This is a genomic window from Microbacterium sp. NPDC080220, assembly GCF_040686395.1.
Lineage (GTDB): Bacteria > Actinomycetota > Actinomycetes > Actinomycetales > Microbacteriaceae > Microbacterium > Microbacterium gawkjiense.
In genome coordinates, this window is record NZ_JBFBOP010000004.1 from 224,086 (window position 1) to 239,812 (window position 15,727).

The window sequence follows — 15,727 nt, forward strand, 5'->3', positions numbered from 1 at the left end:
CATTTCTTGCAGCGCTAGATTGTGAGCGATAACATTCCGGTAACACGGGGGGCGAGCGGGGCTGCACCTGCCCGGACGCCCGGCGGCCCGGCCCCAGGGGATGTGAGCATTCACATCCCGGCGCACCGACCCGCCGAGCGGAAGTTCTCGCCGACACACCGGCCCCCGGCATCCGTTCCCCCGCGTGTCGCCCCGCATCTCCGCCGCAACCGCCCGCGCGTAACCGCGCCGGGGAGCGGACCGCCCGCTCGATAGGATGGAGGCCATGTCGAAGGTCCTCCAGTCCCTGCCCGTCGGCGAGCGCGTCGGCATCGCCTTCTCGGGGGGTCTCGACACCTCGGTCGCGGTCGCCTGGATGCGCGACAAGGGCGCCGTCCCGTTCACCTACACCGGCGACCTCGGCCAGTACGACGAGGACGACATCGCATCGATCCCCGGCCGTGCCCTGCAGTACGGCGCCGAGGGTTCCCGCCTCATCGACTGCAAGCCGATGATGGTCGAAGAGGGCCTCGTCGCCCTCTCGTGCGGCGCGTTCCACATCCGCTCCGGCGGGCGCACCTACTTCAACACGACGCCGATCGGCCGCGCCGTGACGGGCACGATGCTCGTCCGCGCCATGAAGGAGGACGGCGTCGACATCTGGGGCGACGGCTCCACCTACAAGGGCAACGACATCGAGCGGTTCTACCGCTACGGACTGCTGGCGAACCCGGCCCTGCGCATCTACAAGCCGTGGCTGGATGCCGACTTCGTCACCGAGCTCGGCGGCCGCACCGAGATGAGCGAGTGGCTCGTCGCGCACGGCTTCCCCTACCGCGACTCCGTCGAGAAGGCGTACTCCACCGACGCGAACATCTGGGGCGCGACCCACGAGGCGAAGACGCTCGAGCACCTCGACGTGTCGCTCGAGATCGTCGAGCCGATCATGGGCGTCCGCTTCTGGGACCCCGAGGTCGAGATCGCGACCGAGGACGTGTCGATCACGTTCGAGGCGGGTCGCCCCGTCGCGATCAACGGTGTCGAGTACGCGGATGCCGTGGCCCTGGTCATGGAGGCGAACGCGATCGGCGGGCGCCACGGCCTCGGGATGAGCGACCAGATCGAGAACCGCATCATCGAGGCGAAGTCCCGCGGCATCTACGAGGCCCCGGGCATGGCGCTGCTGTTCATCGCGTACGAGCGCCTGGTCAACGGCATCCTCAACGAGGACACCCTCGCCACGTACCACGAGCAGGGCCGGCGTCTCGGTCGGCTCATGTACGAGGGCCGCTGGCTCGAGCCGCAGTCGTTCATGCTGCGCGAGTCGATCCAGCGCTGGGTCGGGTCCGCGATCAGCGGCACCGTGACCCTGCGTCTGCGTCGCGGCGAGGACTACACGATCCTGAACACCGAGAGCCGCAACCTGTCGTACTCGCCCGAGAAGCTCTCGATGGAGCGCGTCGGCGATGCCGCCTTCGGCCCGACCGACCGCATCGGCCAGCTGACGATGCGCAACCTCGACATCGCCGATTCGCGCGCCCGCCTCGAGCACTTCGTGTCGCTCGGTCTCATCGGCGGGGCGACCGGCGAGCTCGTCGGTGACCTCGAGCGCGGCGGCGCGGCGGCCATCACGGGTCACGCGCAGCCCTTCGACGAGCAGCGCGAGGGTCTCGCCGAGGCCTTCGACGAAGCCGGCGAGTCCGCCTCGTTCGACTTCGGCGCCGACTGAGCCTCAGCCCCGCGGCGGGCGGTACGCGACCCGGGCACGGGTCTCGCCCGAGCGGCGGACGAGCCACGTCCAGGTAGTAGTTGACGAGCGCCCGCTGTGGGTTGGCTGAATTATCTTGCACACATGTGTGCAGGATAATTACACTGGCTCCGTGACCGACTCCCCTACTCCCCGCCGCATCCGCCGTGACGCCGTCGCCAACCGCGCCGGCCTGCTCACGGCTGCGGCACAGACCCTGGCGGCCGACCCGAACGCCTCCGTCGACACGATCGCGCGTGCCGCGGGCCTCAGCCGCCGCGCCCTCTACAGCCACTTCGACGACCGCGACGCGCTCATCCGCGAGATGATTCACGCCGGCGCCGAGCGCTTCAACGCCATCGCCGACACGGTCGACGACGACGGCCCCGCGCCGCTCGCCCTCGCCCGGCTGGCCCTCGCCCTCTGGGACGGCGCCGCGCACGTGCAGTTCGCCGCCGCCCTCGCCCTCGACGACTCCCACGTCGGCGAGACCGCCGCCATCCTCACGCCGGTCCGCCGCCGCGTGCTCGAGATCGTCGACCGCGGCCGCTGCGAGGGCACCCTCCGCGGCGACCTGCACGTCACGACGGTCGCGCGCCTCGTCGAAGAGGCGGCACGCACCGTCATCACGCGGCTGGATTCGAGTCGGCCGGATGCCGCCGGTGTGGCCGTCCGCGCGGTCCTCGGTGTCGCGGGGCTCGGGTGGCGCGAGGCCGACGCCGTGCTCGCGGAGGCTCGCGCATGAGGATCGCCCTCGACGCCGTCGCGAAGGGCAAGGACGGCGGCATCCTGCCCCCCACCTCGCTCATCCTCGAGACGGGACGTGTCACCCTCGCCACCGCCGAGACGGAGCAGCGCCCCTCGGTGCTCGGTCTCATCGCGACGGGACGGATGCGTCAGGATGCCGGCACGGTGACCCTCGGCGGACACCCCGGCGCCCGTCGGCTCCGCCGCGTCGCCGCGCTCGTCGACGCCCCCGAGGTCAACGACCCGGCCCCCGACGTCGCCGTCGTCGGTGTCGTCGAGGAGGAGCTCATGTTCGCGGGGCGTCGCGCCGACCCCCTGTCGGCCCGGCACTGGCTCGACGACCACGGCTGGCGCCACCTCACCCGCACACCGTTCGGCCAGGTCCCGGCGGACGACCGCATCCGCATGCTGCTCGAACTCGCGGCGCTCCGCCGCGGCATCGAGGCTCTCGTCCTCGTCTCGCCCGACCGCCACGGCGGCGATCCCGTGCACTGGCAGCGGATCGCCGAGGAGTTCGCCGCCCGCGGCTTCGCCGTGCTCGTCATCGCCGGGACGGCCGCGGCGAGCGCGCTCACCCCGAGCGTGCCCGCGGCGCCCGCGCACGTCGGTCGGCCGCGGATCCGCGCCGGCGCCGCGCTGCGCCGCGCGCGCCGCCGGCCGGCATCCGTCACCGCTCGCCCTTCGACCGGAGGCATCCGTCCGTGAAGATCCCCGCCCTGTTCGCCGCCGAGCTGCGGCGGCTCACCTCCACCCGCATGCGGGTGATCGCCCTCATCGCCCTGATCCTCGTGCCCGTCCTCTACGGCGGGCTGTACCTGTGGGCGAACCAGGACCCGTACGGCAACCTGTCGCAGGTGCCGGTCGCCCTGGTCGTCAGCGACGAGGGCGCGACGCTCAACGGCAGCGCCCGAAACCTCGGCGACGAGGTCGCGGACTCGCTGCTCGAGGACGGCAGCTTCGACTGGCACGAAGTGGATGCCGCCGGTGCCCGCCGCGGCCTCGATGACGGCGCGTTCGACTTCGCCGTCACCCTGCCCGCCGACTTCACCGCAGCCGTCGCCTCGATCTCGTCGGCGGACCCGCGTCAGGCCGAGATCGACCTGACGACGAACGACGCCAACAACTACCTCGCCTCGACGATCGGCACGCAGGCGGTCGAACGCATCCGCACCACCGTGAGCGAGAAGGTCGTCCGCGAAGCCGGCCTGACGATGCTCGACGCGCTGAACACCGTGCGCGTGAAGCTCCTCGACGCCGCCGACGGCGCCGGCACCCTGACCGACGGTCTCACGACGGCCGGCGACGGTGCCGACACCCTCGCCGACGGCGCGGGCACCCTGGCCGCGGGCACGACGAAGCTCGAGGGCGGGGCGACGAAACTCGCGTCGGGTGTCGACACGCTCGCCGACGGCCTGCGCTCGCTCTCCTCCGGGGCCGCGCAGGTCTCGGGCGGCACCGCGGAACTCCGCAGCGTCGCCGACCGCGTCGGATCGGCCGCCGACCGGGTGAGTTCCGCCGTCCCCACCCTCCGCAGCGACCTCACGAGCGCGCTGACCGACCAGGGACTCGACGACGCGCAGATCGCGAAGGTGCTGGACGTCCTCGACCCCATCGGCACCCGCGTCGACGACCTCGACACCCGGGTGCAGCAGGCCGTCTCGCAGATCGACGCGCTCGACGACGGCGCGTCCCAGGTGGCCGCCGGCAGCTCCACGCTCGCAAAGGGGGCGGCGACGGCGGCGACGGGGGCGCACACCCTCGCCGACGGCATCGCGACGGCGGATGCCGGGGCCCACGAACTCGACACCGGCGCGCACTCGCTGGCCACCGGCATCCACCGACTCGAGGACGGTGCGGGCACGCTCCGCGACGCCCTGCAGGCGGGCGCCGAGAAGCTGCCCGACGACAGTGCCGAGACCCGCGCCGCGCAGGCGGCGACCCTCGCCGACCCGGTGGGTGTCGCCGAGGACTCGCTCACCCAGGCGCAGAACTACGGCGCCGGACTCGCCCCGTTCTTCGCCGCCCTCGCCGGGTGGATCGGCATCTACGCGCTGTTCCTCATCGTGAAGCCCGTGTCCCGTCGCGCGGTCACCGCGCTCCGCTCCCCCGTCCGCGTCGCGATCGCGGGTTGGCTGACGCCGGCCGCCCTCGGCGCGGTGCAGATGGTGACGCTGTTCGGCGTGCTGTCGATCGCGCTCGGCTTCTCGTTCACGCATCCGCTGCCGACCCTCGGCATCCTGCTGCTCGCGTCGGCCACCTTCGCGGCCATCATCCTCGCGCTGAACGTGTGGCTGGGGTCGGTCGGGCAGTTCCTGGGCCTCGTGCTGATGGTGCTGCAGCTCGTGACCGCCGGCGGCACGTTCCCGTGGCAGACGCTGCCGGCGCCGCTGGCGGCCCTGCACCACGTGCTGCCGATGGGGTACGTCGTCGACGCGATGCGGCAGGTCATGTACGGCGGTGTCGCCGGCCGCGCCTGGGCGGATGCCGCGGTGCTCGCGACGTGGCTCGTCGGCGCCCTGCTGCTCGCCGTCGCCGGGGTCACGCGCATGACGTTCCGGCGGACGATGCGCGACCTGCAGCCGAGCCTGATCGGCTGAGACTCAGCCGCCCGCGCCGGGCGGGGTCTCCTTCGCGTCGGCGAGCTCGTCGACGTGCAGGGTCCGCCGGTCGATGGTGCCGTTGCGGTACGCCTGGCGCCCGACCATGTGGGCCGACAGCGGCGCCGTCGCGAACTGGATGACGAGCACGGGCACGAGGAAGGCGACGACCGCCCACGACTGCAGCTCGATCCCCACCGCGATGGCGATCAGCAGGAGCCCGAGCACCTGCGGCTTGGTCGCCGCGTGCAGGCGGGTCGGCACGTCGCGGAGGCGCAGCAGTCCGATCGCGGCCGTCAGGCACAGGAGCGCCCCCGCGAGGATGAGGACGAGCGACACGACGTGCAGGATCTCGGTCATCGCTCGGCTCCGTCCCGGCGGGCGACGAACCGCGCGATCGAGACCGACCCGAACACGCCGACGGCCGCGACGATCAGCAGCACGGGAAGCGTCCGCGTGTGATGGTTGATCGCCATCTCGGCGCCGAGCGCGCAGATGAGGAGCGTCAGCAGGACGTCGGAGGCGACGGCGCGGTCGAGGATCGAGGGCCCGACGATGATCCGCCAGACCGTGAGCAGGGCGGCGACACCGAAGACGGCGCAGATGACGACGATGAGGGCGGTGGTCACGAGCGCTCCTCCTTCACGCGGGTGCGGATCTCGGCGCCGCCGGCGCCCGACGCGCGGATCGCCTCGAGCTGGACGGGCGAGCCGACGGCCCGCACGATCCGCGCCTCCCAGCGCTGCACCATCCGCCGCTGCGCGTCGACCTCGGCATCCGTCGCGGCGCCGAGGACGTGCAGGTAGAGGATGCGGCGGTCGCGGTCGGTCTCGAGGACGAGCGAACCGGGGATGAGGGATGCCGTGACCCCGACGTGCGCCATGATCAGGTCGTCGTCGGTCACGAGCGGCACCGCGACGACCGAGGCGCCGGGCTGCCGGCCGGGCCGGACGACCTGCCACGCCACGACGAGCGAGCCCTTCACGACGGCGCCGAGGAACTGCACGAGGAAGACGAGCAGCCACCACGGGTTGAGGCGTCCGGAGAGCTCGACCGGAGGCAGACGGAAGACGCTCGTCACGAACACGGCGACGACGGTCCCGGTCAGGAAGGCGAGTACGGTGAACTGACCCCACAGCAGCATCCAGAGTGCGATGAGCCAGAGGAAGAACGGCAGCTGCCGCCAGATGCCGGTCAGCGCGCTGCGCTTGACGTCAGTTCCCATCGTTCACCTCGTCCTGCAACTGGGTGAGGCTCACGGGGTAGGGAAGCGCCGCGCCGATGCTCGCGCAGAGGTTGTAGAGCGGCCCGGCGAAGAGGGTCAGCGCCACGGTGACGGCCACCATGCCCGCCGTAGAGGCGGTCATGATGCGCGGGATGACGCGGCGCTCGGTCTGCACACCGGCGGCGGGGGCGTCGCCCAGGTACGAGATGCGGTCGACGACACCGGACTCCTCGGTGTGGTCCTCCTCCTCGCGCCAGAACGCGAGGTTCCACGCGCGCATCAGCGCCAGGAGTGTCAGGAGCGAGGTCACGATCCCCGCGACGATGAGGGCGTACATGATCGGCGTGCCGACCTCGGCGGCCGCGTTGAACAGCGCGTACTTGCCGATGAAGCCCGAGAACGGCGGCAGACCGCCGAGGTTGATGGCGGGGATGAAGTAGAGGACGGCGAGCACCGGCGCCGCCTTCATGAGCCCCTTCACCTTGAGGATCGACGTGGACCCCGCCCGGCGCTCCACGAGCCCGACCGCGAGGAACAGGGTGGTCTGCACGACGATGTGGTGGACCATGTAGTAGATCGTGGCGCCGAGGGATTCCGGTGTCGCGATCGCAAGGCCGAAGACCATGTAACCGATGTGGCTGACGAGTGTGAACGACAGGATGCGTTTGAGCTCGGCCTGCGCGACGGCGCCGAGGATGCCGACCACCATCGTCGCGAGCGCCACGATCAGCAGCAGCTGGTTGACGTCGTTCTCTCGGAAGATCTGCGTCTCGGTGCGGATCATCGCGTAGACGCCGACCTTCGTCAGCAGGCCCGCGAACACCGCCGTGACCGGCGCCGGCGCGGTCGGGTACGAGTCGGGCAACCAGAACGACAGCGGGAAGACCGCCGCCTTGATGCTGAAGGCGAGCAGCAGCATCAGGTGAAGGACGAGCTGCACCTCGTCGGGGAGCTCCCCCATCCGGTCCGCCAGCTGGGCCATGTTCACGGTGCCGAGCGCGCCGTAGATGGCGGCGATCGCGGCGAGGAAGAGGATCGACGAGACGAGCGACACGACGATGTAGACGACGCCGGTGCGGATGCGGGACTCGGTGGACCCGAGCGTGATGAGCACGTACGACGCGACTAGCAGGATCTCGAAGCCGACGTAGAGGTTGAAGAGGTCGCCCGCGATGAACGCGTTGAAGATGCCCGCCGCGAGGATCAGGTACGACGGGTGGAAGATCGAGACCGGGGTCTCCTCGTCGCCATCGGCCGCACCCTGGCCGACCGAGAAGAGCAGGACCGCGAGCAGCACGATGCTCGAGACGAGCACGAGCAGCGCCGCGAGGCGGTCGACGTACAGCACGATGCCGAACGGGATCGGCCATCCGCCGACCGACACCGCCAGCGGCATCCCGCTCACATCCACGTAGTACAGCAGCACGGCCGCGACGGCGGCGGCGACCGTGAGGGTCACGATCGAGACGCCCACCTGCACGCGGCGGCGGCGGCCGAAAATCAGCGCGATCCCCGCGCCGAGCAGCGGCAGGGTGACCAGGAGCGGGACGAGCGCGGTCATCGCGGGCCTCCCGGGGTGTCCGTCGGGGCGTCGTCACGCAGTTCGGCGATGTCCTGCGCGTGGAGGATCACGATGGGCGAGGTCTCCGTCCCGATGAAGTCGGTCGTGGCGTCGTCGTCCTCGTCCGTGATCTCGTCGTCCATCGTCTCCTCGTCGCGGGCGCCGCGCTCGCGCACCTCGCGGTCGGCCTCGTCGTCGGTGACGGTGTCGGCCTGACCGAGCTGCCAGGAGCGGTAGATGAGGGCGAGCAGGAAGGACGAGATCGCGAAGGTGATGACGATGGCGGTCAACGAGAGCGCCTGCGGCAGCGGGTCGCTGAAGGACTCCCCCTCGCCGGCGCTGCCGTAGAAGGGTGCGACACCCGGGGCGCCCATGACGACGAGCAGGAAGAGGTTGGCGGCGTTGCCGAGCAGCAGGAAGCCGATGAGGACGCGCGTGAGGCTGCGCTCGAGCATCGCGTACACCCCGGCGGCGAACAGCACCCCCATGATGATGACGAGGACGAGCGAAACGGTCATGCGGTCACCCGCTCCCGCTGCGCCTGCGTCTGCCGGTCGACCTCGGCGCCGAGCGACCGCAGCACGTCGAGGACGAGCCCGATGACGACGAGGTAGACGCCGACGTCGAAGATCGTCGAGGTCACGAACTCGACCTCGCCGAGGAGCGGCAGTTCGGCCTTCCAGTAGGTGCTGGTCAGCGGTGCGGCGCCGAAGAACAGGGGCACGATCGCGCACGAGAGCGCGAGGACCATGCCCGCGCCGAGCAGGCGACCGGCATCGGTGGGCGCGGCGGCACCGAGCTCCCACCGTCCGCCCGCCACGTAGCGCATCACGAGGGCCATGCCCGCGACGAGGCCGCCCGCGAAGCCGCCGCCGGGCAGGTTGTGACCGGCGAAGAGCAGGTAGACCGACACGACGATGATCGAGTGGAAGAGGATGCGGACGATCACCTCGAGCAGCAGCGATCGGTTCTCGGGCTTGACCTTCAGCCCGCCGACGAGCCAGGCCTGCCGGGTCGAGCCGGGCGCCGTCGAGCGCGGGCGCGGGCCATCGGCCGTCTCGACGAGCGGACGGCGGCTGCGACCCGTGCTGGTCGGCATCGACGGCAGGACGCGGCTGTCGGAGCGGTTCGTGACGAAGACGAGCGAGGCGACACCCGTCGCGGCGAGGATGAGCACCGAGAGCTCCCCCATCGTGTCCCAGCCGCGGAGGTCGACGAGGGTGACGTTGACCACGTTCTTGCCGTGTCCGATCTCGTAGGCCAGGTCGGGGAACGGGCCCGAGACGGGGTCGGCGACGCGGGCCCCCGTGGCGATGAGGGCGATCGCCGCCATCGTGACGCCGACACCGATGCCGATGACGGCCCGGACCACCGGCAGCACCGAGGCGTTGTGGTCGCCGAGACGGGCGGGGATGCGGCGCAGCACCAGGGCGAAGGCGATCAGGGTCACGGTCTCGACCAGGATCTGGGTGAGCGCGAGGTCGGGGGCACCGCTCGTCGCGAACAGCAGCACCATGCCGAGCCCCGTCACCGAGACGAGCACGACCCCGGTGTAGCGCTTACGGGCGCGGATCGCGACGAAACCGGCGAGGATCATGACCGGTGCCGCCAGCAGCTGGGCCGGGCTCTGCCACGCGTCGACCGCGATGCGCCATTCCGTACCGGCGAGTAGCGCCGTGGCCTCCGCCGCGACGAACACGACGAAGATCGTGCCCACGTAGAACGGCAGCGAGCCGCGCTGGGTGAGCGAGGTGGTCCAGACCGAGACGCGGGCGATGCCGCGCAGGGACAGGTTGTAGACGTCGTTCGCGGTGAACGGGAGGATGCGGGCCTTGAGCGCGCGGCGCTGGGTGACCCAGAACAGCATGGCGCCGAGGACGATCGAGCCCAGCGACAGGAAGAGCGCCGGCTCCCAGCCGTGCCAGAGCGCGAGATAGTAGGCCTTTCCACCTTCTTCGAGCGGGATGCCGTCGGCATACCCGGCGATCGCTGAGTCGACCACGGGCGAAGCCACACCGGCCACCACGGTGAGACCACTGAGCACGACGGGGGCGATGAGGAAGCCGATCGGCGGGTCGGGCCACTCGGTGCGCTCGAGCGGGGCGCCGGCGGCATCCTTCTTCGTCCAGAACGCACCCCACACGAAACGGATGCCGTACGCCGCCGTCACAGCCGAACCGAGGAGGATGCCGACGAGCGGGATGAGGGCCGCCGGCTCGGTGCCGCCCTCGAGGAACGAGGTGAGCGCGGCCTCTTTCGCGACGAAGCCGACGGTCGGGGCGACCCCCGCCATCGAGGCGATCGCGATGATCGAGAAGGTTGCGAGGGTGGGCGCCTGCCGACCGACGCCCGAGAGCTCCGCGATGTCACGGGTGCTGAGCTGGCGGTCGATGACGCCGACGACGAGGAACAGCGCCGACTTGAAAAGGGCGTGCCCGACGAGCAGGGCGAGACCGGCGAGTGCGCTGTTGCGTTCGCCGTACCCGAGGACGACGGTCAGCATGCCGAGCTGGCTGACGGTGCCGAAGGCGAGGATGCGCTTGAGGTCGGACTCCCGCAGCGCCTGGAAGCCGCCGAGCAGCATCGTGAAGACACCGAGTCCGATGACGATGGGACGCCAGGGGTCGGTGTCGGCGAAGGCCGGGGCGAAGCGGGCGATGAGGTAGATGCCCGCCTTCACCATGGCGGCGGCGTGCAGGTAGGCGCTCACCGGGGTCGGCGCGGCCATGGCGCCGGGCAGCCAGAAGTGGAACGGGAAGATGGCCGACTTGCTGAGCGCACCCACGAGCAGCATCACGGTCGCGGCATCCAAGGCGACGGCCTGGCCGCCCTCGAAGATCGGGCCGGTCTCGAGCATCGTCGCGATGCTCGTCGTGCCGTAGAGGACGACGAGCATGACGACGCCGATGAGCATGACGAGCCCGCCGAGGGTCGTCACCAGCAGGGCCTGCAGCGCGGCACGACGGCTCGCGCCGCGCCGGTGGTAGAAGCCGATGAGCAGGTACGAGAGGACGCTCGTGACCTCCCAGAGCATGATGAGCACGACGATGTCGTCGGTCAGCACCAGCCCGTACATCGCCCCGGCGAAGGCGAGCAGCACCGCCGAGAACGTCGCGAGGCCCTCGGTCTTGCCGGCGAAGTACCAGCGGCAGTAGATCATCACGAGCGCGCCGACGCCGGTGACGATGAGGGACATCACCCACGACAGAACGTCCATCCGCATCGACACCTGCACCGCGAGATCCGGGATCCAGGTGTATGTCTCGAACGGGATATCCCCGGCGAGCACGGCGGGCGTCTGCCAGGCCGTGTGCACGAAGGCGGCGATCGGGACGATGGCCGCGACGAGGAAGGTGCGTGACCCGAGGCGCGCGACGAGTGCCGGAAGGAGGAGGGGCACGAGCGCGAACGCGGCGAGGAGGATCAGCAACCTGGCCTCCTCTGTGCATTCGCGGGGGTCGAGGACTCCAGTCTACCGGCTGACGACCAGCCGGCGCCCGGCGGGTTCCCAGGTCAGGCGGGTACCGGACCGGTCGTGTTCCCTCGTCGGAATGTGCAGGTGAGGGTGAGGGATGCCGGGTCCCGCCCCTCGAGCATCGCGACGACGGCCTCGCCCGCGGCGCGCCCCTTCGCGATCGCGTCCTGCACGAGCGTCGTCAGGGCGTACGGCGCGAGCCCGTCGACCGTGATGCCGTCGAAACCCGTCACGCTGAGGTCCTCGGGGACACGCAAACCTGCCTCCTCGGCCGCGCGGATGACGCCGGCAGCGAGCAGGTCGCTCTGCGCGATGATCGCCGTGGGCCGCTCCCCCTGCAGCAGGACGCGACCGGCGGCGAGTCCCTCGTCGATCGAGCTCGCCCCGACGGCGTAGGCGGGCGCGTCGGGGTAGACCTGCCGCGCGCCGCGCAGGCGGTCGCGGGTGACCTCGACGGCGATTCGGCTGGGGTCGTCGATGAAGCCGCGGGGGCGCGTGGCATCCTTCGTCAGCGTGACGAGGGCCACCCGCTCGTGTCCGAGCGAGCGCATGTGCTCGGCGGCGGTGCGCTGGGCTTCGACGTTGTCGAGCAGGATCTGCGGCACGTCGGGTCCGGCGTCGCCCTCGATGACGACGACGGGGATGCCGCGGCGCCCGAGGACGTCGACCGAGGACTGCAGGATCTCGTTGCACCCGAGCAGGATCGCGGCGTCGACCGGAGCCGTCGTGAGCGTGGGCGCCGACTCGACGGGTCCCTCGTCGTGGAGGAGCAGGACGCCGGCGCCGATGGGCGCGAGCGCATCGGTGAGACCATCCATCATCGCCGCGGTGACGGGGTCGCGGAACGCGGACGCGAGGCGCTCGCGGAAGAGCACGGCGACGACGCCGGCACGTCCGGTGCGCAGCGATGCCGCCCGCGGATCCGGTCCGCTGTACCCGAGGGCCTCGGCCGCTTGCAGCACTTTGGCGCGGGTGGCGTCCGACACGGACACCTTGCCGCTGAAGACGACGGATGCCGTCGATGCCGACACCCCGGCTTCACGCGCGACGTCGGAGATCGTCGCTCGGCGGCTGCTCATCTTTCGATCGTAGCCGCACGGATCCGATTCTCGAATCGATTCGGAGATCCCGCTAGAGTGACGCCATGACGTTGCAGCTCACCGCCTCCCGCCTGTGGACCTGGCGCCTCGCCGTGTTCGCGATCTTCACCGCGAGCGGTCTGAGCATCGCGACGTGGGCGTCGCGGGTGCCCTCGATCAAGGCCGCCCTCGGCATTGAGAACTCGACCATCGGCCTGCTCCTTCTCGGCATGGGCGTCGCGTCGATCCTCGGCCTCTCGGTGTCCTCCGTCATCGCCGCCCGCATGGGGACGCGTCGCGGGATGCTGACGGTCATGCTGGTCCTTGCCGTGGGGCTGTTCCTCATCGGCCTCGGCACCGACGTCGCGCCCTCGCTCCTGCTCGTCCTCATCGGGCTCGCCCTCTTCGGGTTCGGAAACGGCGCGCTCGACGTGCTCATGAACGTCGACGGTGCGGCGATCGAGGTCGAGGTGGGCAAGACGATCCTGCCGCTGTTCCACGCCTTCTTCAGCCTGGGCACCGTCATCGGCGCCGGCATCGGCGCGCTGGTGGCCGGTGCACGCATCGGCGTCTTCCCGCACACCGCTGTGATCGCCGTCGCGATCGTCGTCCTCGCGGTCGTCGCCTTCGCGTACGTGCCGCAGCGCGACTTCGGCGCCCCGGACGCGGCACCCAGCGGGTGGCGTTCGCGGCTGGCGGCCGCGCTGTCGGCGTGGCGCGAACCGCGCACCTACGTGCTGGGCGTGGTCATGCTCGGTATGGCATTCGCCGAGGGCGGCGCGAACGACTGGATGGCCCTCGGCGTGAGCGAGGACCACGAGGGCGGGGTCGCGCTCGGCGCCGCGGCGCTCACGGTCTTCTCCGTGGCGATGACCGTCGTGCGGGTCTTCGGCGGCCCGCTCGTCGACCGCTTCGGCCGCGTCGCGACGCTGCGGGTGCTGGCGGTCACGGCCGTGGTCGGCATCCTGCTGTTCATCCTGGCGCCGAACCTGCCACTCGTCTTCGTCGGCGCGGCCCTCTGGGGCGTGGGCGCCTCGCTCGGCTTCCCGCTCGGGATGTCGGCCGCCGCCGACGACCCCGAGCACGCAGCTGCGCGGGTGAGCGCCGCCGCGACCATCGGCTACGTCGCATTCCTGTGCGGCCCGCCGATCCTGGGTGTCATCAGCACGCACATCGGCCTGCTCAACACGCTGTTCATCATCGCCGCGCTGGTCGCGGCGTCGGGGTTCGCCTCGGGCGCCGCCAAGCCCCTGCCGGGCACCCGCGGCACCAGCCACTGAGGGGCGTCAGAACAGACGCGGAGCTCCCGACTCGATGCCCTTCATCTCGTCGTAGTCCAGGGTGACGCAACGGATGCCGCGATCGGTCGCCAGGACCTTCGCCTGCGGCTTGATCTCCTGGGCGGCGAAGACGCCGGTGACCGGCGCGAGGTGCGGGTCGCGCCCCAGCAGTTCGAGGTAGCGCGTGAGCTGCTCGACGCCGTCGATGTCGCCCCGACGCTTGACCTCCACCGCCACGGTGCCGCCCTCGGGGTTGCGCAGCAGCAGGTCGACCGGTCCGATGGCGGTCGGGAACTCCCGGCGCACGAGCGTCAGGTTCTCGCCGATGACGCCGACCTGCTCCGCGAGCAGCCGCTGCAGATCGGCCTCGACGCCGTCCTTGACGAGGCCCGGGTCGGTGCCGAGCTCGTGCGACGAATCGTGCAGCACCTCGTAGATCCGGATGGTCAGCTCATCGCCCGACTTGGCGTGCGTCACGCGCCACTTCTCGACGACGTCGACGTCGTCCTCGCCGGGCTCGATGACCGTCAGCGTGCACGGCGGGCTCATCCAGTTGAGCGGTTGGTGCTGGATGTCGCGGTGGAACGCGACCGTGCCGTCGGCCTTCACCATGATGAGGCGGGCGGCGGGCGGCAGGTGGGTGTTGAGGCGACCGGTGTAGTCGACGGAGCAGCGGGCGATGACGAGACGCACGGCGACGAGCCTACCCGCGGGCCCGTTCGGGATCGTCCGGGAATGGGCTCCGACGCCCCGTCCGCGGCTGACGGCTCGTACCGTGGACGGCGAGCAGGTGCGCCGGTGGCGGTCCGTCTCCGGGGGGAGAACGAGATCACCACGTCACCGGGCGCCGTCGCTGCACGCGGATTCGGGCTCGCGTGCCGCTCACCGCGGTGGTGCCGTGTCGGTGACCCGGGGTCCGACTCGGCACCTCCGCGGCTCCCGGCCGATCGCGGACCACGTCGGACGCTCCGACCCGCCCGTAGGCTGGACGCATGACGACACGCTCCCCCTGGTCCTGCATCCTCTGGGACGTGGACGGCACCATCGTCGATGCATCGGACGGCATCCTCAACCGACTCGACCGCTGCCTCAGTCATTTCGGGTACCCCGCCCCGACCCGCGCGGAACTGGTCCACTGGATCGGACCGCCCATGTACGACTCGTTCCAGAAGAACGTGGGGATGACCCCGGAGCAGGCGACCGAGGCGGTCACCTACTACCGCGCACTCGGCAAGCAGGACGGGTACACGGCGCGCACGCGGCTCTACCCGGGTGTCGGGGAGCTCATCGCGGACATCTCGGCCGCCGGCATCCCGCAGGCGACGGCGAGCTCGAAGCCGGAGGTCCAGGTCGTCGCGCTGATGGAGCACTACGGTCTCGCCGAACACATGCAGGCGATGGCGGGCGCGACCCCGGACGAGAAGACCCTCGCCTCGAAGGCGGACATCGTGGCCGAGTCACTGCGGCGGCTGCGCTCAATGGGGGTCGACACGAGCCGACCGATCCTCATCGGGGATCGCCATCACGACATCGACGGGGGCGCGGCGAACGACGTGCCCGTCATCTTCGTGCGGTGGGGCTTCAGTTGGCCCCACGAGTCAGAAGGAGCGCAGGCGGCGGTCGACTCGATGGTCGAACTCCGCCGCCTGCTCCTCACTGAAGAGGTGTGAAACCTCAGAGGGGACGGATGTTCTCCGCCTGAAGACCCTTGGGGCCCTGTGCGATGTCGAACTCGACTCGCTGGTTCTCCTCCAGCGAGCGGTAGCCCGAGGAGTCGATGGCCGAGTAGTGGGCGAAGACGTCGGCGCCGCCTTCATCGGGAGCGATGAACCCGAAGCCCTTCTCCGAGTTGAACCACTTGACGGTACCGCTGACGCTCATGAACTGCCTTACTGATTGGTGCCGACGACACGTCCGCCGGTCGTTCCCCAACCTAGCCCTCGCAGCCTGTGCAGTCACCCCCCACGTACGAAGGTGACACAAACGTTGCCGGGCGTACACCCGCCGTCTGCCCGTCCGGCGACTGCAGCGATACCC

Annotated in this window: 15 protein-coding genes; 6 read left to right on the plus strand and 9 right to left on the minus strand. The window is 70.8% G+C overall.

Going from position 1 to position 15,727, the window contains the following annotated elements; all coding sequences use genetic code 11:
• Window positions 1-265 precede the first annotated feature (265 nt).
• From argG to AB0P29_RS08805, 4 genes are all read left to right on the plus strand, one after another.
• Window positions 266-1,708 carry an argininosuccinate synthase gene (gene argG, locus AB0P29_RS08790; RefSeq protein WP_217528967.1) on the plus strand — a complete coding sequence of 481 codons (1,443 nt, stop codon included), beginning with the start codon at window positions 266-268 and terminating at the stop codon, window positions 1,706-1,708.
• A 151-nt stretch (window positions 1,709-1,859) separates the two neighbouring features.
• Entirely contained in the window at window positions 1,860-2,471 is a 612-nt protein-coding gene (locus AB0P29_RS08795) for a helix-turn-helix domain-containing protein (RefSeq protein ID WP_363379428.1), read from the plus strand.
• Window positions 2,468-3,178, plus strand: a complete 711-nt coding sequence (locus AB0P29_RS08800; RefSeq protein WP_363379429.1) for a hypothetical protein — start codon at window positions 2,468-2,470, stop codon at window positions 3,176-3,178. The genes AB0P29_RS08795 and AB0P29_RS08800 overlap by 4 nt, the downstream gene beginning before the upstream one ends.
• Window positions 3,175-5,070 (plus strand): YhgE/Pip domain-containing protein, encoded by a 1,896-nt coding sequence (locus AB0P29_RS08805; protein ID WP_363379430.1) that lies wholly within the window; start codon window positions 3,175-3,177, stop codon window positions 5,068-5,070. Before AB0P29_RS08800 ends, AB0P29_RS08805 begins: the two co-directional genes overlap by 4 nt.
• A gap of 3 nt (window positions 5,071-5,073) precedes the next feature.
• On the opposite strand, the gene mnhG is transcribed toward AB0P29_RS08805, so the two are convergent.
• The 7 genes from mnhG to AB0P29_RS08840 form a co-directional block, all read right to left on the minus strand.
• Window positions 5,074-5,430 carry a monovalent cation/H(+) antiporter subunit G gene (gene mnhG, locus AB0P29_RS08810; RefSeq protein ID WP_217528957.1) on the minus strand — a complete coding sequence of 119 codons (357 nt, stop codon included), beginning with the start codon at window positions 5,428-5,430 and terminating at the stop codon, window positions 5,074-5,076.
• The gene (locus AB0P29_RS08815; protein ID WP_217528955.1) at window positions 5,427-5,699 is read right to left on the minus strand and encodes a monovalent cation/H+ antiporter complex subunit F; all 273 of its coding nucleotides are present in this window, start codon (window positions 5,697-5,699) and stop codon (window positions 5,427-5,429) included. Before AB0P29_RS08815 ends, mnhG begins: the two co-directional genes overlap by 4 nt.
• The gene (locus AB0P29_RS08820; RefSeq protein WP_217528953.1) at window positions 5,696-6,295 is read right to left on the minus strand and encodes a Na+/H+ antiporter subunit E; all 600 of its coding nucleotides are present in this window, start codon (window positions 6,293-6,295) and stop codon (window positions 5,696-5,698) included. The genes AB0P29_RS08815 and AB0P29_RS08820 overlap by 4 nt, the downstream gene beginning before the upstream one ends.
• Window positions 6,285-7,856, minus strand: coding sequence for a Na+/H+ antiporter subunit D (locus AB0P29_RS08825; RefSeq protein ID WP_064002839.1), 1,572 nt, complete (start codon window positions 7,854-7,856; stop codon window positions 6,285-6,287). The genes AB0P29_RS08820 and AB0P29_RS08825 overlap by 11 nt, the downstream gene beginning before the upstream one ends.
• The gene (locus AB0P29_RS08830; RefSeq protein ID WP_064002838.1) at window positions 7,853-8,374 is read right to left on the minus strand and encodes a Na(+)/H(+) antiporter subunit C; all 522 of its coding nucleotides are present in this window, start codon (window positions 8,372-8,374) and stop codon (window positions 7,853-7,855) included. Before AB0P29_RS08830 ends, AB0P29_RS08825 begins: the two co-directional genes overlap by 4 nt.
• Complete coding sequence (locus AB0P29_RS08835) at window positions 8,371-11,286, minus strand: Na+/H+ antiporter subunit A (RefSeq protein WP_363379431.1); 2,916 nt, start codon at window positions 11,284-11,286, stop codon at window positions 8,371-8,373. The genes AB0P29_RS08830 and AB0P29_RS08835 overlap by 4 nt, the downstream gene beginning before the upstream one ends.
• A gap of 83 nt (window positions 11,287-11,369) precedes the next feature.
• The gene (locus AB0P29_RS08840; RefSeq protein ID WP_217528949.1) at window positions 11,370-12,410 is read right to left on the minus strand and encodes a LacI family DNA-binding transcriptional regulator; all 1,041 of its coding nucleotides are present in this window, start codon (window positions 12,408-12,410) and stop codon (window positions 11,370-11,372) included.
• 65 nt (window positions 12,411-12,475) lie between these two features.
• Here AB0P29_RS08840 and AB0P29_RS08845 point away from each other — a divergent pair, with 65 nt between their 5' ends.
• A complete protein-coding gene (locus AB0P29_RS08845) occupies window positions 12,476-13,690 on the plus strand; it encodes an MFS transporter (RefSeq protein ID WP_253035708.1) in 1,215 nt (404 codons plus the stop codon).
• 6 nt (window positions 13,691-13,696) lie between these two features.
• On the opposite strand, the gene nucS is transcribed toward AB0P29_RS08845, so the two are convergent.
• On the minus strand, window positions 13,697-14,383 hold the full coding sequence (gene nucS, locus AB0P29_RS08850; RefSeq protein ID WP_363379432.1) for an endonuclease NucS: 687 nt from the start codon (window positions 14,381-14,383) through the stop codon (window positions 13,697-13,699).
• A gap of 299 nt (window positions 14,384-14,682) precedes the next feature.
• Between nucS and AB0P29_RS08855 the strand changes: the two genes are divergently transcribed.
• Complete coding sequence (locus AB0P29_RS08855) at window positions 14,683-15,360, plus strand: HAD hydrolase-like protein (protein WP_363379433.1); 678 nt, start codon at window positions 14,683-14,685, stop codon at window positions 15,358-15,360.
• A gap of 4 nt (window positions 15,361-15,364) precedes the next feature.
• On the opposite strand, the gene AB0P29_RS08860 is transcribed toward AB0P29_RS08855, so the two are convergent.
• Window positions 15,365-15,571 (minus strand): cold-shock protein, encoded by a 207-nt coding sequence (locus AB0P29_RS08860; RefSeq protein WP_253035713.1) that lies wholly within the window; start codon window positions 15,569-15,571, stop codon window positions 15,365-15,367.
• Window positions 15,572-15,727: the final 156 nt, after the last annotated feature.

Bases quoted from the DNA above. Each gene is read 5' to 3' on its own strand.
- AB0P29_RS08830 (WP_064002838.1), bottom strand. From the start codon at position 8,374: ATGACCGTTTCGCTCGTCCTCGTCATCATCATGGGGGTGCTGTTCGCC.
- AB0P29_RS08800 (WP_363379429.1), top strand. From the start codon at position 2,468: ATGAGGATCGCCCTCGACGCCGTCGCGAAGGGCAAGGACGGCGGCATC.
- AB0P29_RS08860 (WP_253035713.1), bottom strand. From the start codon at position 15,571: ATGAGCGTCAGCGGTACCGTCAAGTGGTTCAACTCGGAGAAGGGCTTC.
- AB0P29_RS08820 (WP_217528953.1), bottom strand. From the start codon at position 6,295: ATGGGAACTGACGTCAAGCGCAGCGCGCTGACCGGCATCTGGCGGCAG.
- mnhG (WP_217528957.1), bottom strand. From the start codon at position 5,430: ATGACCGAGATCCTGCACGTCGTGTCGCTCGTCCTCATCCTCGCGGGG.
- AB0P29_RS08840 (WP_217528949.1), bottom strand. From the start codon at position 12,410: ATGAGCAGCCGCCGAGCGACGATCTCCGACGTCGCGCGTGAAGCCGGG.
- AB0P29_RS08825 (WP_064002839.1), bottom strand. From the start codon at position 7,856: ATGACCGCGCTCGTCCCGCTCCTGGTCACCCTGCCGCTGCTCGGCGCG.
- argG (WP_217528967.1), top strand. From the start codon at position 266: ATGTCGAAGGTCCTCCAGTCCCTGCCCGTCGGCGAGCGCGTCGGCATC.
- AB0P29_RS08855 (WP_363379433.1), top strand. From the start codon at position 14,683: ATGACGACACGCTCCCCCTGGTCCTGCATCCTCTGGGACGTGGACGGC.
- AB0P29_RS08845 (WP_253035708.1), top strand. From the start codon at position 12,476: ATGACGTTGCAGCTCACCGCCTCCCGCCTGTGGACCTGGCGCCTCGCC.